The following is a 20,280-nucleotide window of genomic DNA, read 5'->3' as shown; positions in this document are numbered from 1 at the left end:
GATTTGAAATCATCACACTGTATCGATTTAACCCATCTCTAATGTAGAGTTTAGGTTATTTACTAAAATGTAGCAGACGGTTATTGGCTGGCATGGCGATGTCTTTTTGAAGTATTAGCCCTTGTTGTTGTGCTAACTGGCAGATCCATTCAATATCACGGATACCACTATCAGGGTTGTTGTGTTGCAGCCATAAATTGAATTGTTGATTACTGTCACTGGTAAATTGGCCTTGATAATTAAAGGGACCATAAACTGCTAATGAGCCTGAATTAAGCAATACACTACCAACGCCAGCAAAGAACGCTTCAACCATTGGCTTACTCATAATGTGCAAGGTGTTAGCACTGAATATGGCATCTATATCAGATACAAGCAGGGGCCATGGTTGAGTGACATCAAGCCCGATTGCCTGTTGTAAGTTGGGTTGTGTTTGCAAATTGAGTCGAGCTTGTAGGGTAGGTAAATAATGTTGTTGGTCACTTGGTTGCCAGCGGACATGAGGAAGGTGTTCAGCGAAATAGACGCTGTGTTGGCCTGTACCACTGCCTATTTCGAGTATATGTTGCCTATTGGCAAACCACTCTGCCAATAGGGTTAAGATAGGCTGTTTATTATTTTCACACGCTTGTGAAAAAGGCAGCTGTTGTAGCGATAATGATTGAGGCATTACGAGATATCAATTCTGTCCATTTCTAAGTGCTGCAATGCTATCACCGCTTGAGTGCGATTGCGAACACCCAGTTTACGGAATATCGCCGTGGCATGCGCTTTGATGGTTGCTTCTGATACCCCAAAATCATAAGCAATTTGTTTGTTGAGTAACCCTTCTGCAAACATCTGTAACACGCGATATTGTTGCGGGGTTAAGTCTGATAATCGGCTGGCCATTTTATCGGTTGGGTCATCAGAAACTGGCACGATTTGAGTACCTTTTGGCAACCAAATATCACCGTATAACACCGCATTTAATGCTTCTGCCAACGCTTCCATTGACGCAGATTTAGGAATGAATCCGCTACTGCCATAATGTATCGCTCGGCTGATGGTATTGATGTCTTCATGGGCAGATATCACCACTACGGGGATATCTGGATAATGAGTTCTAAGGTGGATCAGGGTTGAGTAACCGTGCGATCCAGGCATTTGTAGGTCCAGCAGGATTAAGTCAAATGGGGTCTCTTTTTGATCAAGAACCCTTTGTAACGCTTCGGCACTATCGGCCTCAAACCATTGAGTTTGTTCAAACGCATTACTCAGCGCTAGCCTTAAGGCATTACGGAATAATGGATGATCATCTGCAATGATGATGTTTAAATTTTCGAGCTTCATGGCGTTTTTTATTCTATGTTGCACGTGAAGATAAACTCAATGTAACAGAAAAGTAATCGAGTATTCTATTGCTTTATGTCACATTGTGATTGATTTGAATAAAAACCGTAAAATTATAGACTTTAGTCGAGTAAATAAAGTGCTAATGCAGCCATCTATCTGACTACATTAGCAAGGATGTATTAATTGTGTGGCCACACTTGGGTTGGGTTTCTGTTTTCATCTACCGCAACAAAAGTAAATACTCCGCGTATTGCATGTTCTCGATGATCGTTGTACATATCTTCGACATAAATGTTCACTTCAACTTTGAGTGATGTATTACCAACATGAATCACATTAGCAATCAGCTCTGCTAAGCTGCCTGCGGGTATCGCTTTTTTAAAATCGATACGGTCAGAACTGACGGTCACTAATGATTTACGACAAAAACGGGTGGCGGCGATAAAGGCTGTTTCATCCATCCATGCTAAAGCATCACCACCAAATAAGGTGTTATGGTGATTGGTATTAGACGGGAAAATAGCCTTTATAACGCGCGCTTCTGATTGAGCAATACGTGCAGCAATGTCATCAGGGAAATGGTTTTGAGTTTGAGCAGGGTTTTGAGCAAGGGACATACAACTACCTAATGTTATGCAGATCAACAAAGAATTCAGCGAAAAAAGCCGCGTATTATACTGTATTGCGCGGATCTCTGTCGATGTTGTAGCGCCTGTTTAGTCACCCAAGGGCCAAATTTCGCGGGCCTTTAAGGTAAATGTTCCGATGAGTTGGGTAGAGTAAACTATTCGATTAACGAGATATGGCTAAATGAGGCATTTTTGCTGAGAACATCAATTGAAGTGATATCGGTTAATATCACTTCAATCGCTTGCTGTTGTTGATTAATACCCGCAATGGCTTCATGTTTTTGTTGATTGCGACTGACATACAATGTTCGATCAAATTGACCTTGAAGATGGGTTCCATCTGTTAATGTTAGTTTGACCCTATAGCGATACAAACAGATGATCTCAATATAATCGTAAATCTCACATTTAATTGGGTTCATGTCCGTCTCCTATTTGTCTGCTATGTCTTTTGCTAAAAACCATCACTCACTAACAATCATTTACCAGCTATCATTTACTCACTTTCAATGACCCGCTAATAGCGTAACAACACAGTAGAAACCATTTGCTTGTTCGCATTGAGGGTCACTATGTATAAGCGATCAAACTCACTTGCATCTGCAATGGGTATTTGTTTTTCTGCCCCGAGACCTTCAACTAAATCTGTTGAAGTATTACTGTGTCCGACCACTAAAATATTACCCTGTTGAGTTAATAGATGTTGGGTAAATGCCGCCATATCACGTGGGTCATAAACACTTAAATCCACTTGCTGATCTTGCGTTACGGCGGTGGCCGTTTCACGGGTGCGATTATAATCCGTTGTGTACACTTTATCTAAATGCGTACTGGACAGTACTTTAGCTAAACGCAGGGCTCGTAATTGTCCTTGTGCAGATAAACTAGGGTCTTTTCCAGCAAATTTTTCTGCATGTCTGACAATAAAAATAACTTGATTGCTCTTAGTATTGTTATCGCTATTTACGGCGGTATTGTTAAGCGCAATCGGAGCAACGATTGGCGTCTGTGCCATTAGTGATACGCTGATTAAACTCATACAGCCGAAAACGGCTCTAATGATTGATTGTTTCATGGTGTTAATCCGCTAAATAATATTCGATGGTAGATACGACCCGTACCTGTTTAATATATGGCGTGTTTTTATCTCTATTGTTAATGCTGAATTGTCCTTGAGTCGCTTTTTTTATCTTACCTAATCGGCTTTGTGAATCGGTAGCAAATTTTTCAGCAACTGAACGTGCATTAGTGGTCGACTCTTCGATCATTTTCGGTTTAACGTCATTTAAGCGGCTGAAAATATATTCGACTTGGGCATCATAGTTATTTTGTGAGAAAACAATTCCCATTTTACCTAGCTCAGTTAATTGAGGCATAGCCCCGCGAACTTTATCTATGTCATTAGAATATACCGTAATGGTTTGCGACGCCGTATAGCGCAATTCTACTGGTTGATTTCCACCATACTGTTGCGCCAATTTATCGGTAATAGTGGGCGCGGCGAGAGTGATCTGTTTGGGATCGATATTTTGTTCGGCTAAAAAGTTAACCACTTGGTTGTTTTGTGTTTCAAGCTGTTTGTAGAGTTCATCGAGATTATTATTGGCTGCGGTGAATTGTATCGGCCAAATGACGATGTCGGCAGGATATTCATTTTCTGCCAGGCCTTTTACCGTGACGCTGCGGTCGAGTAACTTGTACTCAACAATGGCTTGTTTGAGTAATACGCCTAATGCGCCTAAGCCCAGTGCAATTAATATTCCGAAAATAGCAGCACTACGAGACGAACTTTGCATAACAACATCCTTATTATAGGTGGGGAGTGATGGAGTAGCGTTGGCTTTGTGGCTAACGTTACTTTTTGTTATAGCGTGTTAATTGTCGCATCACACCGTCATGGAACGTCATGAAACGTCAATATTTTCGCTAATATTATGGATTATTGGCAATGGTAAGCACCCAAATTAATGACAATCATAATCGAATATGAGTTGAATATTGGTTTTATGGATTAATTTTAATCCTAGTTTTACTTAATGCTTGTCTAGCAACAATACTTAGGTTGGCGTATGACTGGCTCATGTTGTTATTTAAATCGATCTGACATTTATACGACTCGGTCATCTAAATAAGTCTGTTTGCGCGATTAATGGAATGTAATGGTGTTAGATTTACATCGTTTTAAAAGGAATTAATATGTCATCTCGGTTAACAGCACCGCTTATTCAACATGGTTTTGATGATGGCTTACCAATATGGCGTCGGATCATTTTCACGCGACTGTTTAGTGTGTTGGCTTTGTTATGTATCCCGATTTACATCACCAGCGTATATCTGTGTATTGTTCAAAACCTTTGGGGCATGGCACTATTTGATACTGTGGCTTACGGGGTATTATTATTCATTTTGTTTTATCCACGAATTAGCGATACACAAAAATTTACCATAGGGTGTTATCTTGCATTTGGTATCGGCATCGGTTTTTTACTCGCTATTGGCCCTTCTGGGGCAGGTTTTTTCTGGTTATTCGTTTTCCCTCCTTTGAGCAGTATTCTTCTTGGCGAAAAAATGGCGGTATGGGCTCAGGTGGCTAATGGTATATCGTTATTATTAATCGGTATCGCTTATCATTATGAGCTTGTTGTATGGCCTGATATAAACGGATTTTCAACCTTAATTTGGTATGTAGTGGTGATTAACTTTCTCGTCACTAATGCAATAGTGACTCAGTCGACCTCTTATTTATTGGGTAAATTAACTCACTCATTAGAGTCCACTTTAGCCTCTCGTACGGCAACGGTTATGGGCTTAGCTAAGTTGGCAGAGTATCGTGATAATGAAACCGGTGCGCATCTGATTAGAATGCAGCAGTATGCCAATATGCTGGCAAAACAAAGATTAACCGATGAACATGTTCCAGAAGAGTTAACTGACGCTTTTATTCAAGAAATTAGCCTCTCAGCCATTTTGCATGATATTGGCAAAGTGGGTATCGCCGATCATATTTTGTTAAAACCAGGGCGCTTATCGGTAGAAGAATTTGAGCAGATTAAGGCTCATCCAGTGATTGGAGAAAAAGTGCTTAACAGTTTATTAGCGTATGCCCCTCAGTGTACATTTATACGAATGGGACGTGACATTGCCGGCGCCCATCATGAAAAGTGGGATGGCAGTGGTTATCCTAATGGGTTAGCAGGCGAATCTATCCCGTTGTCAGCCAGAATTGTAGCCTTAGTCGATGTGTACGATGCATTAACCTCACCACGATGTTACAAAAGGCCTTTTAGTCATGAAGAAGCGATGGCGTTGATTCTTGAAGGAAAAGGCAAACACTTTGACCCTAAATTGGTCGATAGCTTTATGGTCATTAGTGAACAATTTTCTGTGTTGTCAAAAGCATCTTTACTCGAAGAGGATTAACGTTATTGATAGAGACGTATAAACAACAATGCCAGTCCTGGGGACTGGCATTGTTAAACAATATTATACAGTTACGGTAATAATAGAGCCGATATATAAACAGGATTTTAGTTGGCTTTGTTTTTGCCAGCCATTAACCCATAGCGAGGCTCTTACTGTGCTAGCAAGGCTTTACGTTCTTTTGAAGCTTGAGCTAAATCACGTAAAAGTTTTTCAGAATCAGCCCAATGCAAACATGCATCGGTAATACTTTGGCCATACACTAATGGTTCGTCTTTAACCACTTTCTGGTTGCCTTCAATCATAAAGCTTTCTGCCATAATACCAGCAATTGCGGTACTACCACTGCGCAGTTGCGCCATAATACTATCGGCAACATTTAACTGATTTTTATGCTGTTTCTCACTGTTACCATGGCTAAAATCAACCACCATACGTTGAGTTACGCCCACTTGTTCAAGCTGTGCGCGTGCAATTTCAATATCTTCAGCTGAATAATTTGGGGTTTTACCACCACGTAAAATAATATGTCCAAATGGGTTGCCGTGGGTACGGTAAACCGCCATAGCGCCATCTTTATCTGGAGAGTAAAAAATATGCGGCGCCTGTGCGGCACGTACCGCATCAACAGCGATATTGATGTTACCGTCAGTACCATTTTTAAAGCCAACAGGGCAAGACAATGCAGAAGCCATTTCGCGGTGAATTTGGCTTTCAGTAGTACGTGCACCAATAGCACCCCAGGTAATAAGGTCTGCGATGTACTGGCCGTTCACCATGTCTAAAAACTCGGTGGCGATAGGTAACTTGAGTTCAGTGATTTGTTGTAATAACTGACGCGCCATTCGCAAGCCTTTATTCGGGCTAAAGCTGCCGTCCAAATCTGGATCTGAAATTAAGCCTTTCCAACCCACAATCGTACGAGGTTTTTCAAAGTACACCCGCATTAAAATGCACAAGTCATCTTTTAGTTCGTGATGTAAGGCCGACAAACGCTCTGCATATTCGAGTGCTGCTTTAGTGTCATGGATTGAGCAAGGGCCAATGATGACCAGTAAGCGCTGATCTTCTCCGGCAATAATTGCTTCTACTTCACGACGTTGCGCAACCAAGTAGTCTGCAGCATTTTGCGTTAATGGATATTCTGAAGCCAACTGAGCAGGAGAAATAACTTTGCTTAATAAGGTTGTTCTGAGTTCATCTGTTTTAATTGTCATGCATATTACCGAGAAATCGTGAGATGCATCTGCATCATATTGAACGGGATTATATACCCAAAGAAGTTCAAGATGCGAGGCTTAGCCTCGGATTCTAACGGTTAAAAAACAGATTGCCGTAAAAGGTAAAGACGAATCAACCTGGGTTAAGTTCGTCTTTTGGTGGTTTTTCATTCTATTTCATGCAAAAAATGATTGTTTATAAATTAGAACATATGACGTTCTAAACCGGTGATATCAAGAATTTTGGTGGCAATTTCTTCAACCGAATGGTTGGTGGTATTTACAAAGGGAATTCGTTCTTTTTTATACAGCATTTCGACTTCTTTCACTTCAAGTCGACATTGTCTTAATGAAGAGTAGCGGCTATTTTCCATGCGGCTTTGACGTATCTCATGCAAACGATGAGGATCGATGGTTAAGCCAAAGAGCTTTGATTTGTTGCGTTTCAATGCTTCAGGTAACTTGAGGTTATCCATGTCATCTTCAGTAAACGGGTAGTTTGCAGCCTTTATACCAAACTGCATTGACAGATATAAGCTTGATGGCGTTTTACCGCAACGAGACACGCCTAATAAAATAATGTCAGCTTTATCCATGTGTTTCATGGTTTGGCCGTCATCATTCTCCATGGTGTAGTTAATCGCATCGATACGGGTTTCATAACCATGGTTACTTTTACCATGAGTTCGGTGTAATAAAGGCTTAGCTTGTACCCCTAAGTGTTGTTCTAGTGGCGCAACAAAGGTGTTCAAAAAGTCATAATCGACACATTCACTCGAAAAAATCACATTGCGGATCTCAGGATTAATGATTGAGTGGAACACAAGCGGCCTTTCGCCTGTTGTAATAAAACAATCATTTATTTGTTGCTTAACTTTTTGAGCTCGCTGAATTGTTTCAACGAATGGAATCGTAAGTGCTTCAAATTCTATAGGAAATTGCGAAAGTACGGCATGTCCAAAAACCTCTGCTGTGATCGCGGTCCCATCTGAAATATAGAATACTTTTGGTGTCATTCTGACCTCTTGTAGTAATAAAATTACAAATAAAATTATAGATTTACGCTTGTTGTATGGGAGTGTAAGATGCTCTTGCCCTCGTGTGAAGTGGCCACTGAAATAAAAACTTGCGGAGATAAAACTGTGCAGCAATACGTACTCTGGTATCAAGAATTAGGCATGGGCGATGTAAACAAGGTTGGCGGTAAAAATGCATCCCTTGGAGAGATGATCAGCAATCTGGCTAATGCAGGGGTTCAAGTTCCTGGCGGTTTTGCAACGACCTCGCATGCGTTCAATGAGTTCCTTGAACAAAGTGGAGTTAACCAGAAGATTTTTGACATTCTGGCGACATTGGATGTTGATGATGTCAATAAACTGGCAAAAGTAGGTGCGCAGATCAGACAGTGGGTTATTGAAACCCCATTCCAGCCGGCATTAGAAGACGCTATTCGTGAAGCTTACGAGCAGTTGTCAAGCGAAACTCAAGAAGCGTCATTTGCAGTGCGTTCATCAGCTACCGCTGAAGACATGCCAGATGCCTCTTTTGCAGGCCAACAAGAAACATTCCTAAACGTTAAAGGTTTTGATGCGGTCATGCTAGCAATTAAGCATGTTTATGCCTCGCTCTTTAACGACCGTGCAATTTCTTATCGTGTTCATCAAGGTTACGAACATCAAGGTGTGGCTTTATCTGCTGGCGTACAACGTATGGTACGTTCAGACAAAGCCGCTTCTGGTGTGATGTTTACCATGGACACTGAGTCAGGAAACAATGACGTTGTCTTTATCACTTCATCTTTTGGTTTAGGTGAAATGGTTGTACAAGGCGCGGTTAACCCAGACGAATTCTATGTGCACAAACCGATTTTAGCGCAAGGGCATAAAGCTGTTGTGCGCCGAAATATCGGCAGTAAGTTGATTCAGATGGTTTACTCTGATGATGCTGGCCATGGCAAGCAAGTTAAAATTGAAGATGTTTCTGCTGAACAGCGTCGTATTTTCTCTATTAACGATGACGAAGTCATGGAGCTTGCTAAGCAAGCAATGGTTATTGAAAAGCATTATGGCCGTGCGATGGACATTGAATGGGCAAAAGACGGTAACGACGGTAAGTTGTATATTGTTCAAGCTCGTCCAGAAACGGTTCGTAGTCGTGAAGATGTCCAGTTAATTGAACGTTATCACTTAAAAACGAAGGGTGACGTGATCTGTGAAGGTCGTGCAATTGGTCATAAAATTGGTACCGGTATCGCGAAGGTATTAACCTCGATTGATCAAATGGACCAAATTGAACCAGGTGACGTGTTAGTGACCGACATGACAGACCCAGATTGGGAACCTATCATGAAACGTGCTAGTGCGATTGTGACCAACCGTGGTGGTCGTACTTGCCATGCTGCAATCATTGCACGTGAATTAGGTGTACCCGCTGTAGTAGGTTGTGGTGATGTTACCGACCGTATCAAAACGGGCGACATCGTCACAGTATCTTGTGCAGAAGGTGACACCGGTTTAATTTATTCAGGTAAGCAAGATTTTGAAATCATCACTAACCGTGTTGATACATTACCTCCTTTGCCAATGAAAATTATGATGAACGTGGGTAACCCAGATCGTGCATTTGATTTTGCACGTTTGCCTAACGAAGGTGTCGGTTTAGCGCGTTTAGAGTTCATCATTAACCGCATGATTGGTATTCACCCTAAAGCTTTGCTAGATTTCAACGGTCAGACTGCTGAACTGCAAAATGAAATCAACGAAATGATCGCGGGTTATGACTCGCCTGTTGAGTTTTATGTTGCGCGTTTAGTTGAAGGTATTGCCACTATTGCATCGGCTTTCTATCCGAAGAAAGTTATCGTACGTATGTCTGACTTTAAGTCGAACGAGTACGCAAACTTAGTAGGTGGTGACCGTTACGAGCCAGATGAAGAAAACCCAATGTTGGGCTTCCGTGGTGCTAGCCGTTATATTTCTGAATCATTCCGCGATTGTTTCGCGCTTGAATGTGAAGCGATTAAACGTGTTCGTAACCAAATGGGCTTAACCAACGTTGAAGTGATGATTCCATTTGTTCGTACCGTCAATGAAGCATCTCAAGTCATTGAGTTACTGAAAGAGCAAGGCTTAGAGCGCGGTAAAGATGGCTTACGCGTTATCATGATGTGTGAACTACCTTCAAATGCCTTGCTAGCTGACCAGTTCCTTGAGCATTTTGATGGTTTCTCTATCGGCTCAAATGACTTAACTCAGTTAACATTAGGGCTTGATCGTGACTCAGGAATCATCAGTCACTTGTTTGACGAGCGTAATGATGCAGTAAAAGCATTGCTTTCAATGGCCATTAAAGCGGCTAAAGCAAAAGGTGCTTATGTGGGGATTTGTGGCCAAGGCCCATCAGATCATTCCGACTTTGCTGCATGGTTAGTTGAACAAGGTATTGATTCTGTATCACTTAATCCTGATACGGTCATTGACACTTGGTTATATTTAGCCGAAGCACATGGCTAAATAAGAGTAAAAATTACAGGTTTATTTATTCTCCAACCTGTATTTTTATCAAGTTGTAATAAAAGCCGCTTTTTAGCGGCTTTTTTTTGTTTATAATGGCTACAATATGCCAATAAATAATAAGTCCTCTATGTTACCTTTGCTATCACATAAACAAACATTAGAACCTATCTATCTTGAGTATCTTGACGCGCTTGAACAAAGCGAGTTTGAAGGTGAAATAGACAAGCGTTACAGTGCGCGGCTTATTCAGGCAACCGATAATTCGGTGTATCAATTTTTGCCCCAAGCGGTGATATATCCTCTACATCAACAAGATGTCGAGCTGGTGTTATCGTTAGCGGCACAACCACAATATAAACAAGTGACCTTTAGTGCGCGTGGCGGCGGAACGGGAACAAATGGCCAATCGCTTACCCACGGATTAATTTTAGATGTGTCACGCCACTTAAACCAAGTGCTAGAAATTAATGCCGAGGAAGGTTGGGCGAGGGTACAAGCCGGTGTAGTGAAAGATGCGTTAAATGACGCCTTACGTCCACATGGATTCTTTTTCAGTCCCGACTTATCAACGTCAAACCGTGCAACTGTTGGTGGTATGGTCAATACCGATGCATCAGGTGCAGGTTCATTAGTTTACGGTAAAACCTCCGATCACGTGTTAGGCATAACCAGTGTACTGATTGATGGCAGCGTATTAACCACCACACCAATCGACCAAGATAAACTGGCTGAGCAACCTTTTGGTGACAACCAACTAGGAAATCGCATTGCCAGTCAAGTCGCAGAAGTGTGCCTTGTAAAGCGTGACACCATCATTGAACGTTTTCCAAAATTGAATCGTTTTCTAACGGGCTATGATTTAAAGCATGTGTGGAACGATGATTTAAGCCAGTTTGATTTATCGCGTATTTTAACGGGCTCAGAAGGTACGCTTGCGGTGATCACCGAAACCAAGCTAAACCTGACCCCATTGCCGAAAACCCGCATGATGGTCAACATCAAATATGATTCATTTGAATCTGCGTTGCGTCATGCCCCATCATTGGTACAAGCTAAAGCAACGGTAGTCGAAACGGTTGACTCAAAAGTACTAAACCTTGCCCGCGAAGACATTATTTGGCATTCAGTTGCCGAGCAAATTAAAGCGGTACCTAATAAGACCATTGAAGGTCTTAATATGGTCGAGTTTGCTGGCGAAGATGACGATGTGAAACAGAAAGTCGCTTTGCTAGAAGAGATGCTCAGTGGGCAGCTCAGCCAACAACAATTTGGTTTAGTGGGTTTTCAAGTTATTACCGACAGAACGGATATTGACAGTATCTATGCCATGCGCAAAAAGGCCGTTGGCTTATTGGGTGCAACAAAAGGCAGTCGTAAACCATTAGCGTTTGCCGAAGATACCGCCGTACCACCTGAAAACTTAGCCGACTATATTATGGAGTTTCGTGCACTGCTCGATAGCCATAATTTACAATACGGTATGTTTGGTCATGTGGATGCAGGTGTACTGCACGTGCGACCAGCATTAGATATGTGTGATGTTGCCGACGAGCAATTGCTGAAAGTGATATCTGATCAAGTTGCCGCCTTAACGCTTAAGTATGGCGGTTTAATGTGGGGCGAACACGGTAAAGGTGTCCGTGGTGAATATGGCCCTGCGGTATTTGGTGATGAGCTTTATGCTGTGCTTGAGCAAATCAAAGGCTTGTTTGATCCTGATAATCGCCTTAATCCAGGTAAATTAGTGGCGCCTCCTAAATCTGGCCCATTAATGTTTAACGTCGACAGCGCAAAACGCGGCAGTTTCGACAGACAAATCCCCGTTAAAGTACGTGATGCTTTTCCAGATGTGATGAACTGTAACGGTAATGGCTTATGTTTTAATTACAGCAGTTATTCACCTATGTGTCCGTCATTTAAAGTCACTGGCGATAGAGTGCAATCACCTAAAGGCCGTGCTGGATTAATGCGCGAATGGTTACGTTTACTTGAAGCCGAAGGTGTTGATGTTGACGCGTTAGCAAAATCTAAACCACTAGGGTGGATGCAGCGTACTCAAAATACCCTCAATAACCAGCGTGACTATGATTATTCGCACGAAGTCATGGAATCACTTAAAGGCTGTTTAGCCTGTAAAGCCTGTTCGGGTCAGTGCCCGGTTAAAGTCGATGTGCCTAAGTTTAGAGCCCAGTTCTTTAATATTTACTACAAACGCTATTTACGTCCAGCCAAAGATTATTTAGTTGCAGGTATCGAAGATTCCTTACCACTGATGGCCGCGATGCCTAAATTGACTAATTTGGCCTCGCAAAATCCGCTGAGCAAGTGGGTGATTAAAAAAGCCATTGGTTATGTAGATGCGCCTAAGTTATCCGTGCCGACACTAAAACAGCGTTTAGATGGTCATGCTAGCCGTGGTTACGATTTAGAAGCCTTGTGCGCAATTCCGCAAGCGCAGCGCAGTAAACATGTATTAGTAGTGCAAGATCCATTTAACAGTTTTTACGATGCAGGTTTGGTTTATCGGTTTATTCAATTAATCGAAAAGTTAGGCTTTAAACCCGTATTACTGCCATTCAAGCCCAATGGCAAACCGACTCATATTAAAGGCTTTTTAGACAAATTTGCTAAAACAGCGCAAAACAGTGCCGATTTCTTAAACCGCGTACATGCCCTTGGCATGCCGATGGTGGGGTTAGATCCTGCATTAGTGTTATGTTATCGCGACGAATACAAAGAGGTCTTAGGTCAGCGTCGTGGGCCATTTGAGGTGCTATTGGCCAATGAGTGGTTAACCGATGTAGTAGTAAACCGAAGTGAAGCATCTGCTTTAGCAACAGATGCACCGCAATTCACCTGGTTTAGTCATTGTACTGAATCGACAGCCAAACCTAATACGGCTAATGAATGGAAAGCGATATTTAGCCACTTTGGTGCCAAACTAAGCAGCGTTAATTTAGGTTGTTGTGGTATGGCGGGCACCTATGGCCATGAACTGGAAAACCTTGAACGCTCAGAGCAGTTATTTGAAATGTCTTGGCAACCAAGCATTGAAAAAATTGCTGAGCATAGCCAAGTATTAGTATCTGGTTATTCATGTCGTAGCCAAGTTAAACGCTTTGCTGGTTTTAAACCGCAACACCCTATAGAAGCGCTACTTAAATTACTCGGATAGGTAAGCATAATGACAGATGAAACAGCAGCATTAGGTTCGTATACTCACCCTCAAGGTGTGGCACTTTGCAGTGATGAAGCGCTGTTTCATATTCAAGCGAATGGCGATTGGCTTTACCTCAATAGTCCGTTGCCTGCAAAGTTTGCGGCTTTGTTCAGTAGTATTTTGCACTGTATCGACAATGAGTATTTATTAATCACCCCGGTCGAAAAAGTCAAAGTCACCGTTGAAGCCTATCCATTCCTGCTGGTGGACTATCATCAAGCTGCATCAACGGAAGTTCAGGTAAATGATAGTCAATTGATATTTACCACTAGCATAGGTACGCAACTTCCCGCGATTAATATCGTGGATGTTATCGTCACAGGCGATGGCATATACGCGCCATTAATCAGAGGCTTGGTGGGGCAATTAAACCGAGCCTGTTATTATCGTTATATCAATGAATACTTATCTTTTGACTAAAAGAGCTTTTCTTAACGTATAGAGATGGTAATCTAAAATCTGTTCAAGTGTGGTTGAACTGCAGTGTAGGCATTAGTATTTGTCTTAACACAGTCAATTTATCTCACTGACGATGTAGGAGGTATCATTTGAAACGCTTTGAAAGTTTAAGTTACCTGATTTCTCATCTTAATATTGCCTTGCAGCAAGAAATTGATACGCGCTTAAAGCGCTACGACTTAGACAGTAAACTTTGGCCGGTATTATTTACCTTATGGCAAGAAGAAGGTTTAAGCCAAACTGAGTTATCTAAACGTTGTGATGTGGCTAATTACACCATGACTCGTCTGCTGGACCATCTGCAAGTCCAGGGATTTATCACCCGTCATCAAGAAGCGGATAACCGCCGCGCATTCCAAATATTTTTAACCGACAACGGTAAAGCGCTTCAACAAGATTTAATTCATGAAGCTGAGTGGGTCAATCAACGTTTTTTAGCGGCATTAGCTGATGACGAGCAAGATGAGTTTATGCGGCTGTTGAATAAAGTGAATCAGTTTAGTTAATAATTTTTTAACGGTGACTAGCGCTCTTTATGGCCTAAGATCATGCAATTTGTCGTGTAAAGTAAGCAGGTTAAGTAAACCGTTACCTAATAATTTGGATGTGGCATCGGGCAAATCCAAGAAGCGATTTATGCCTTGTAAATAGCACAATGAATACTGACTCTCTGGAAAATAAGGATCCAATGGAAAGGCCAACAAAGGAACAAATTCGTGATTTACCCATTTATAATGGTATTAGTCTAGATAATATAATCGTTGTCACAAACAAAGCAGACTCGATAAGTGCAATAGCGGAGTTAAGAACACACTCTTGTTTAGGGTTTGACACAGAGAGTAAACCTTGTTTTATAAAAGGTGAGGTCAGTGATGGACCTCATCTAATTCAGCTAGCCACAAAATCTAAAGTATTCTTATTTCCTACTAAATTTTATGAAAACGTTACTGCAATCGCAGAAATATTATCTGACCCAACAATTAGGAAGGTAGGTTTTGGGTTGAAAGAAGATAAAAAAATTCTTTTTAGAAAATTTGGAATTAAATTAGTCAATACAGAAGAACTATCTTCAAAAGTGATGCGTTTTACGCAAATTAAACAACGCGTTGGCGCTAGAGTTGCGGTTGCGATATTTTTTAATCAACGGCTCTCAAAGAGCGCACAACAATCAAATTGGTCAATATTTCCTCTACACGATCATCAAAAAAAATACGCAGCAAATGATGCACATACCGCACTATTAATAGAACTAGAAATAGAACTAGAAATTGAACTAGAAATAGAAAGACAGAGCCATTAATCTCCCTAAAGCATGTGAGCCTCTCACCAATCAATAGACAATATACAGTTATTTGGCCAAGTGAATATAGCTGATCGCGATGAGTTAGGTGCTTATAAACTGTCCGCTTTGGCTCTGCGCTTACCTACTCATTTATAAAACCTGCTATTTGATTTCTACTTGATTGCTTTCAAGCTTCTTTGCTGTGCTGAATCTGTCATATTAACTCTGGCTAAGCCATTACTTGATAAAACTTACTTTTTTGACCAATCAATTGTCATAAATTTTAGTTATTAATTTGATAATATTTGATAATTTTTATTTATTATTAGTTCACTGTAAGATTACTCCATCGAAACAAATGACGAATCAATCAATAGTTTTTAGGGGTAAGTTATGAAAATGAATCACGTAGGTTTGATGGTTGGCGACATGGATAAAGCGGTTGAGTTTTATACTAAAGCGCTGGGTCTAAGAGTGGTAATGGGTAACACTAAGGTTCAAGAAGAACGTGAAACTGCTATTGGCAGAATGTGTGTGGCAGTATTTGGTGAAGGCTTCAAAGGCTTTAACATTGCACATTTAGTCACGACTGACGGTATTGGTGTTGAGATGTTTGAAATGAAAGATCGTCAAGAACGTCATGAAGTTGATTTCACCCGTCTTGGTATCTTCCACTTTTGTTTGCAAACAGATGATTTTGAGGGGGCAATTGCACGTACTGTGCAATATGGCGGTAAAGCTCGTATGGATATCATGCGCTACCACCCAGAAGACGACAACAATCTAACCCAAATGGTGTACTTAGAAGATCCGTTTGGTAACTTGTTTGAACTTTACTCGCACACCTATGAAGAAACTTATTCTACTGATTACGAGTAATTTTTTAAGCTTCTCTGCGCAACATGAAAAAGTTACCAAAAGGTAGCTTTTTTATGTCTGGCGGTAAATTTTCTAGGCTACATTGGAGTATTTCAGGATTAGAAACTCCGTTCACATTAACCCATCAAACAAGTGGTAAAGCTTAATTAAGGTAATGCTTAGCTTCTCATCGCATATAAACCGAAAACTAACATGGCCAACGAAAGCTAGCCTGACTCTGATACGCAGGATGCCTTGAAGCACAGGGTCAATGATGTTTCCGATATCATAACGACATTTCCAATATCCATATAGGTCAGATGTGCGAGAAAGGCCTGTCCGGCTCATGCATTCTATTGTAAAGAGTCTTCAACGTCCTTAAATTCACAGTTGAATTTGTCCATTTCTAAGTCAAGCAAACTAACTCGTTTATGTGCAATTCTGAGTTTGATGGCTGACACATTTATGTCCCTAAACGTGTTTGGACTATGGCCTGCTATCACTATCGCCGTGGCGCTTCACCCACACCAGACTAAGAGGAAGCCCACAGTTGTCCTAAATACTTGCGTAGACGTGACACACTCATGCCTAAAACAAGTGACTAATTATTATAAACATCTTAAATCGGCCTAATGAATAAACACCGAGCGCATAAGCATTTGTCTTATTAATAGTGGCTAAAATTAATTAACCACTTTAATCAAAACAGCTTAGCAAATAGCAGTTAGCATAGACTGGCCTAAGTCATAAAAAACATTAGCACCTTCTTCAATTCCTTTTGATTTAAGATGGTCGGCAAAACCAAGTCGTGCAGTCATTGCTAACCAAAAGATTGTGCTCAGTAAGCCGACAATACGCCACGGTGTTGACTTGGCCCACTTAAGTGCAAAAGTAATAGAGAGCACATACAGTACGAAACCACCTAATTTAGATGAAGCCCAACCATTCACAAAGGGGTACAGGTTAAGTGGATTTGCTACAACCAGATAAATAAAGGTGCAGATAAAGAGAGTATATAAAACATGCGGCCCGATTTTTAGTAATTTATGATTGACCTTGTCAGACCCTTTCATCGTTAACACAAAGTTAATCATAAAAAATATAAACGTAATCGCAATTATTGTTAGATGAGTGTGCTTAACTATCATGTACATATTGTTGTTTCCTAAAAGTAATTTTCATTTAAGACTTATACCGCCTCTAATTTAAAGCAAACCTTGTAACAAACAAGCGTTAGTAAGGTAGCGACTTTTTAAGCATCTTTACCTTTTTAATTAAAATTAATGCCATATGATTACGCAAAATACTGAACTTAAGATTAATCAGGTTGACTTGTCCTAATCAACATACCATGAGTATCGAATATGTGTATGTTTAGAATAGAATTTCTTTCATAAATGTTAGTTGTTTTTATCTATATTACTATGTTCTCAATTACTTATTGAGTAGAGTAGAGTTGATTTGATGTCGTATTCTGAACGATAGATAAAAGTCTAATGCGATTGTTTGAGTGTAGTAATCATCATCGCAATCACAACTAATTTAAAATGGAAAATCATCATGGCATTTAATGATTTATTTAGACTCAGTTCCCACGCTGTTATCACCAATGACGATGGGCAAGTGCTGTTGTTAAAAGCCAATTATGCTGACAAACATTGGGGCTTGCCGGGTGGTGGACTTGACCCTAATGAAACGATTCATCAGGCATTACAGCGAGAATGTTTAGAGGAGTTGGGTTGTGAGGTTGATGTGCAATATCTGTCTGGAGTGTATTTTCACAGTGCATATCAGTCGCAAGCGTTTATCTTTCGTTGTCAGTTACCGCAATGCGCGCAAATACAGCTTAGTGATGAACACAGCGAATATGCTTACGTTGCTGTTGCTGAATTATCGACGATTCAGCAACAGCGGGTGAACGAGTGTTTATCGTTCAGTGGTGTGGTTCGCAGCGCAGCTTTCTAACGCGGCGTTATGCCATGTGGTTAGCATTTGCATGACATCCACAGAGTCACTGAGCTGTACTAAGGGTCTTGGTACTGTGTATTGCTTAGTGTCTAATGCGTTAAGCACTGCTTCTACTTGATAGTAAAAACCATTGCCTTTGGCTTCAACGTCTACTACTTCAACATCTTGTTCATATAACCTAACGGTAAAATGATTACCCTGAGATTCTGGTAACCAAGGGTTTGAGGTGAACTCAATACATCCTAAGCTGCCCAAGATAGTAAAGCCTGCGTGCAGACCATAGTCTTCAGCGGTGTGAAGATGACATTGCACGCCATTGCTGTAACTGACGATGGCAGTCGATTCGCAAATATTACCGTCTTGACCACGTCTTCCGGTCGCTTCTATGTGGTATTGCTGGCTCAGCTCGGTGCCAAATTGTTGCTGCATCACTAGCTGCATTAATGATGCAGGGTAACAACCTAGGTTAAATAATGCCCCAAGGCTGGCAGGGTTAACAAACTGGCTAATGGCAGCGCAATATTGGCCGCGGATACTTTTAACTTCACCTATTACACCACTTGCTAGCGTTTTGCTTAGCTGTTGCATAAATGGGTGAGCTAAATACATTAAGCCTTCAAGGAAAAACACCTTGTTTTGAGCTACTGCCGCAAGACTTTCGATGGTTTTTGGCATATCTACGGACAGTGATTTTTCACATAAAATCGCTTTGCCAGCATCAGCAGCTTTTACCACGTATTCATGATGTAAGTGATTTGGCAGGGCAATGTATATAACATCGACTTCAGGGTTGTTGATTAACGCATCAAAATCAGTAAATTGATGTGGAATTTGATACTGATTCGCAAACTCTGCCAATGTTGTGGTGTTGCGCCCTGCAACGCCATAAATTGTACTTTGACCTTGTGCTTTAATCGCATCGGCCATTACACCAGAGATAAAACTGGTGCCTAATATTGCCCACTTAATTGATCCAGACATTCATTATCCCTCAGTGGTTAATAGTTGATAGTCAAACGCTTGCTGTAGATCGGTTAATGCCGATTTGATAAATGCTTGGGTATGATCGGCTGCAAAGTGGGCATCAAACGCAGCTTGGTCATCATAACGTTCCCAAAAAACAAACTGTTTAGGGTTGGTTTTATTTTGCAGCGCCATTGCAAGCGAACAGCCTGGTTCGCTATTCATATCCACACAAAATTGACGGACAGCTGCGATTCCCTGTGCTAATGGCACTTGGTCTTTAATGTGAATTTCGGCGGTGATGGACACGCCTTGTTGATCCAGTTTGTTATCCATATCGACCCCTTAATAATAATGGGTCATCGTAAACCAGTTCGGCGCAAGGCAAAATGGTTTGATGGTGTTTACAGAAAACACCATAGGTTTATAATTAACACTGGTTTGATGCAGGATTAGGGATATTCAGTGGATAAATTAACCGCGATGCAGGTGTTTAGTCATGTGGCTGAGCAGGGCAACTATGGCACAGCTGCGCATAAATTTAATATCAGCCGGACTATGGTCAGTAAACACATTAATCAGTTAGAGGCCTACCTTGGAATTAAGCTGATTAACCGTACCACCCGCCAGCAAGAACTCACTGAGTCTGGGTTAGTGTATTATCAAGAATGCAAAACGATTTTAGCGTCTATTACAGAAGCTGAAAATACCTTACAGACGATGACAGGCACGCCGCGAGGTAGTATTAGAATTAATGCGCCTGTCAGCTTTGGTAATACCGTGTTAGCACCGATAGTGAATCAATTTTTACTGCAATATCCTCAAATTGATGTGGAATTACGCCTTGATAATCATCTCATCGATCCTATTCACAATAATGTGGATTTAGTGGTGAGAATAGGTGCGTTGGATGATTCGGCGTTAATTGGACGCCATATTATGAATTATGAAATGCAATTTTGTGCGTCATCGCAGTACTTAGCACAACATCCAGTAATACAATCGCGTGACGATTTACGCCACCATCAGTGTCTGGGCTTCAGCTATTCTACCAATGGGTCATTGTCTATTGCACATCAACAAATTTTTGGTAAACGTCATTTCAGATTATTATCAAACAGCGGTGTGGTACTCACCCGGGCAGCCATTGATGGCTTAGGGGTTATTTTACAACCGACTATTGTCGTGAGTGAGGCGATAGCTGCGGGCTTACTGGTGAATATTGATTGTTTAATCCCGCCAGAAGCCATGCCAATTCACTTACTGTATAAAGACAAAAACCTGCCGCTTAAAACCAGAGCATTAATTGATTTTATTGTGGAGCAATTAGCCTAACGGTTGGTATCTAATGGCTGCTTTAATGGCATTATTAATCGTATTAATATTGTTTATAAGATCGAACAAAAATATG

20 protein-coding genes are annotated in these 20,280 nt (G+C 41.1%); 9 read left to right on the top strand and 11 right to left on the bottom strand.

The genetic code is table 11. The features are described 5' to 3' along the window. Positions 1–55: 55 nt before the first annotated feature. From AAEY97_RS04700 to AAEY97_RS04675, 6 genes are all read right to left on the bottom strand, one after another. Positions 56–670 (bottom strand): DUF938 domain-containing protein, encoded by a 615-nt coding sequence (locus AAEY97_RS04700; RefSeq protein ID WP_182743912.1) that lies wholly within the window; start codon positions 668–670, stop codon positions 56–58. Next, complete coding sequence (locus AAEY97_RS04695; protein ID WP_101086927.1) at positions 670–1,332, bottom strand: response regulator transcription factor; 663 nt, start codon at positions 1,330–1,332, stop codon at positions 670–672. The genes AAEY97_RS04700 and AAEY97_RS04695 overlap by 1 nt, the downstream gene beginning before the upstream one ends. A 182-nt stretch (positions 1,333–1,514) precedes the next feature. Next, entirely contained in the window at positions 1,515–1,952 is a 438-nt protein-coding gene (locus AAEY97_RS04690; RefSeq protein ID WP_101086928.1) for an acyl-CoA thioesterase, read from the bottom strand. Between the two features lie 167 nt (positions 1,953–2,119). Further along, entirely contained in the window at positions 2,120–2,386 is a 267-nt protein-coding gene (locus AAEY97_RS04685; RefSeq protein ID WP_162023310.1) for a Rho-binding antiterminator, read from the bottom strand. Positions 2,387–2,481: 95 nt separating this feature from the next. Continuing rightward, a complete protein-coding gene (locus AAEY97_RS04680) occupies positions 2,482–3,039 on the bottom strand; it encodes a SixA phosphatase family protein (RefSeq protein WP_182743911.1) in 558 nt (185 codons plus the stop codon). Between the two features lie 4 nt (positions 3,040–3,043). Continuing rightward, positions 3,044–3,760: an SIMPL domain-containing protein gene (locus AAEY97_RS04675; protein ID WP_101086931.1), complete on the bottom strand. Its 717-nt coding sequence runs from the start codon at positions 3,758–3,760 to the stop codon at positions 3,044–3,046. Between the two features lie 400 nt (positions 3,761–4,160). On the opposite strand from AAEY97_RS04675, the gene AAEY97_RS04670 reads away from it, so the two are divergent. Then, complete coding sequence (locus tag AAEY97_RS04670; protein ID WP_101086932.1) at positions 4,161–5,384, top strand: HD-GYP domain-containing protein; 1,224 nt, start codon at positions 4,161–4,163, stop codon at positions 5,382–5,384. Positions 5,385–5,536: 152 nt separating this feature from the next. Here AAEY97_RS04670 and AAEY97_RS04665 read toward each other — a convergent pair whose 3' ends face one another. Together AAEY97_RS04665 and ppsR are read right to left on the bottom strand one after the other, a co-directional pair. Beyond that, positions 5,537–6,601 (bottom strand): 3-deoxy-7-phosphoheptulonate synthase, encoded by a 1,065-nt coding sequence (locus AAEY97_RS04665; RefSeq protein WP_350996916.1) that lies wholly within the window; start codon positions 6,599–6,601, stop codon positions 5,537–5,539. Positions 6,602–6,807: 206 nt separating this feature from the next. Beyond that, the gene (gene ppsR / locus AAEY97_RS04660; RefSeq protein ID WP_101086934.1) at positions 6,808–7,620 is read right to left on the bottom strand and encodes a posphoenolpyruvate synthetase regulatory kinase/phosphorylase PpsR; all 813 of its coding nucleotides are present in this window, start codon (positions 7,618–7,620) and stop codon (positions 6,808–6,810) included. Positions 7,621–7,746: 126 nt separating this feature from the next. Between ppsR and ppsA the strand changes: the two genes are divergently transcribed. From ppsA to AAEY97_RS04630, 6 genes are all read left to right on the top strand, one after another. Next, positions 7,747–10,116, top strand: coding sequence for a phosphoenolpyruvate synthase (gene ppsA, locus AAEY97_RS04655; protein WP_101087220.1), 2,370 nt, complete (start codon positions 7,747–7,749; stop codon positions 10,114–10,116). A gap of 130 nt (positions 10,117–10,246) precedes the next feature. Further along, positions 10,247–13,294 carry a D-2-hydroxyglutarate dehydrogenase YdiJ gene (gene ydiJ / locus AAEY97_RS04650; RefSeq protein WP_350997102.1) on the top strand — a complete coding sequence of 1,016 codons (3,048 nt, stop codon included), beginning with the start codon at positions 10,247–10,249 and terminating at the stop codon, positions 13,292–13,294. 9 nt (positions 13,295–13,303) lie between these two features. Then, complete coding sequence (locus AAEY97_RS04645; RefSeq protein ID WP_350996913.1) at positions 13,304–13,759, top strand: DUF1285 domain-containing protein; 456 nt, start codon at positions 13,304–13,306, stop codon at positions 13,757–13,759. A gap of 128 nt (positions 13,760–13,887) precedes the next feature. Then, on the top strand, positions 13,888–14,304 hold the full coding sequence (locus AAEY97_RS04640; RefSeq protein ID WP_101086936.1) for a MarR family winged helix-turn-helix transcriptional regulator: 417 nt from the start codon (positions 13,888–13,890) through the stop codon (positions 14,302–14,304). 182 nt (positions 14,305–14,486) lie between these two features. Then, positions 14,487–15,098: a 3'-5' exonuclease gene (locus AAEY97_RS04635; RefSeq protein ID WP_350996909.1), complete on the top strand. Its 612-nt coding sequence runs from the start codon at positions 14,487–14,489 to the stop codon at positions 15,096–15,098. Between the two features lie 375 nt (positions 15,099–15,473). Then, positions 15,474–15,959, top strand: coding sequence for a VOC family protein (locus AAEY97_RS04630; RefSeq protein ID WP_101086938.1), 486 nt, complete (start codon positions 15,474–15,476; stop codon positions 15,957–15,959). Positions 15,960–16,648: 689 nt separating this feature from the next. On the opposite strand, the gene AAEY97_RS04625 is transcribed toward AAEY97_RS04630, so the two are convergent. Beyond that, positions 16,649–17,086 carry a SirB2 family protein gene (locus tag AAEY97_RS04625; RefSeq protein ID WP_243756170.1) on the bottom strand — a complete coding sequence of 146 codons (438 nt, stop codon included), beginning with the start codon at positions 17,084–17,086 and terminating at the stop codon, positions 16,649–16,651. A gap of 412 nt (positions 17,087–17,498) precedes the next feature. Between AAEY97_RS04625 and AAEY97_RS04620 the strand changes: the two genes are divergently transcribed. After that, positions 17,499–17,903, top strand: a complete 405-nt coding sequence (locus AAEY97_RS04620; RefSeq protein ID WP_335692480.1) for an NUDIX hydrolase — start codon at positions 17,499–17,501, stop codon at positions 17,901–17,903. Here AAEY97_RS04620 and AAEY97_RS04615 read toward each other — a convergent pair. Beyond that, complete coding sequence (locus AAEY97_RS04615) at positions 17,865–18,887, bottom strand: Gfo/Idh/MocA family protein (protein ID WP_350978069.1); 1,023 nt, start codon at positions 18,885–18,887, stop codon at positions 17,865–17,867. The two genes, AAEY97_RS04620 and AAEY97_RS04615, sit on opposite strands and share 39 nt — an antisense overlap. A 3-nt stretch (positions 18,888–18,890) precedes the next feature. Beyond that, positions 18,891–19,205 (bottom strand): putative quinol monooxygenase, encoded by a 315-nt coding sequence (locus AAEY97_RS04610; protein ID WP_350996906.1) that lies wholly within the window; start codon positions 19,203–19,205, stop codon positions 18,891–18,893. Between the two features lie 129 nt (positions 19,206–19,334). Here AAEY97_RS04610 and AAEY97_RS04605 point away from each other — a divergent pair, with 129 nt between their 5' ends. Then, the gene (locus AAEY97_RS04605; RefSeq protein ID WP_101086941.1) at positions 19,335–20,204 is read left to right on the top strand and encodes a LysR family transcriptional regulator; all 870 of its coding nucleotides are present in this window, start codon (positions 19,335–19,337) and stop codon (positions 20,202–20,204) included. Positions 20,205–20,280 lie beyond the last annotated feature (76 nt).

Source organism: Shewanella sp. TB7-MNA-CIBAN-0143 (assembly GCF_040310065.1).
Lineage (GTDB): Bacteria > Pseudomonadota > Gammaproteobacteria > Enterobacterales > Shewanellaceae > Shewanella.
Note: the sequence above shows the minus strand (reverse complement) of the source record. Positions and strands in the feature narration are given on the sequence as shown.

What these genes read in the sequence shown, in the direction of transcription:
- ppsR (WP_101086934.1), bottom strand. Translation starts at nt 7,620, where the DNA reads ATGACACCAAAAGTATTCTATATTTCAGATGGGACCGCGATCACAGCA.
- AAEY97_RS04685 (WP_162023310.1), bottom strand. Translation starts at nt 2,386, where the DNA reads ATGAACCCAATTAAATGTGAGATTTACGATTATATTGAGATCATCTGT.
- AAEY97_RS04620 (WP_335692480.1), top strand. Translation starts at nt 17,499, where the DNA reads ATGGCATTTAATGATTTATTTAGACTCAGTTCCCACGCTGTTATCACC.
- AAEY97_RS04635 (WP_350996909.1), top strand. Translation starts at nt 14,487, where the DNA reads ATGGAAAGGCCAACAAAGGAACAAATTCGTGATTTACCCATTTATAAT.
- AAEY97_RS04690 (WP_101086928.1), bottom strand. Translation starts at nt 1,952, where the DNA reads ATGTCCCTTGCTCAAAACCCTGCTCAAACTCAAAACCATTTCCCTGAT.
- AAEY97_RS04695 (WP_101086927.1), bottom strand. Translation starts at nt 1,332, where the DNA reads ATGAAGCTCGAAAATTTAAACATCATCATTGCAGATGATCATCCATTA.
- AAEY97_RS04700 (WP_182743912.1), bottom strand. Translation starts at nt 670, where the DNA reads ATGCCTCAATCATTATCGCTACAACAGCTGCCTTTTTCACAAGCGTGT.
- AAEY97_RS04680 (WP_182743911.1), bottom strand. Translation starts at nt 3,039, where the DNA reads ATGAAACAATCAATCATTAGAGCCGTTTTCGGCTGTATGAGTTTAATC.
- AAEY97_RS04625 (WP_243756170.1), bottom strand. Translation starts at nt 17,086, where the DNA reads ATGATAGTTAAGCACACTCATCTAACAATAATTGCGATTACGTTTATA.
- AAEY97_RS04610 (WP_350996906.1), bottom strand. Translation starts at nt 19,205, where the DNA reads ATGGATAACAAACTGGATCAACAAGGCGTGTCCATCACCGCCGAAATT.
- AAEY97_RS04630 (WP_101086938.1), top strand. Translation starts at nt 15,474, where the DNA reads ATGAAAATGAATCACGTAGGTTTGATGGTTGGCGACATGGATAAAGCG.
- ydiJ (WP_350997102.1), top strand. Translation starts at nt 10,247, where the DNA reads ATGTTACCTTTGCTATCACATAAACAAACATTAGAACCTATCTATCTT.
- AAEY97_RS04665 (WP_350996916.1), bottom strand. Translation starts at nt 6,601, where the DNA reads ATGACAATTAAAACAGATGAACTCAGAACAACCTTATTAAGCAAAGTT.
- AAEY97_RS04615 (WP_350978069.1), bottom strand. Translation starts at nt 18,887, where the DNA reads ATGTCTGGATCAATTAAGTGGGCAATATTAGGCACCAGTTTTATCTCT.
- AAEY97_RS04675 (WP_101086931.1), bottom strand. Translation starts at nt 3,760, where the DNA reads ATGCAAAGTTCGTCTCGTAGTGCTGCTATTTTCGGAATATTAATTGCA.
- AAEY97_RS04645 (WP_350996913.1), top strand. Translation starts at nt 13,304, where the DNA reads ATGACAGATGAAACAGCAGCATTAGGTTCGTATACTCACCCTCAAGGT.
- AAEY97_RS04670 (WP_101086932.1), top strand. Translation starts at nt 4,161, where the DNA reads ATGTCATCTCGGTTAACAGCACCGCTTATTCAACATGGTTTTGATGAT.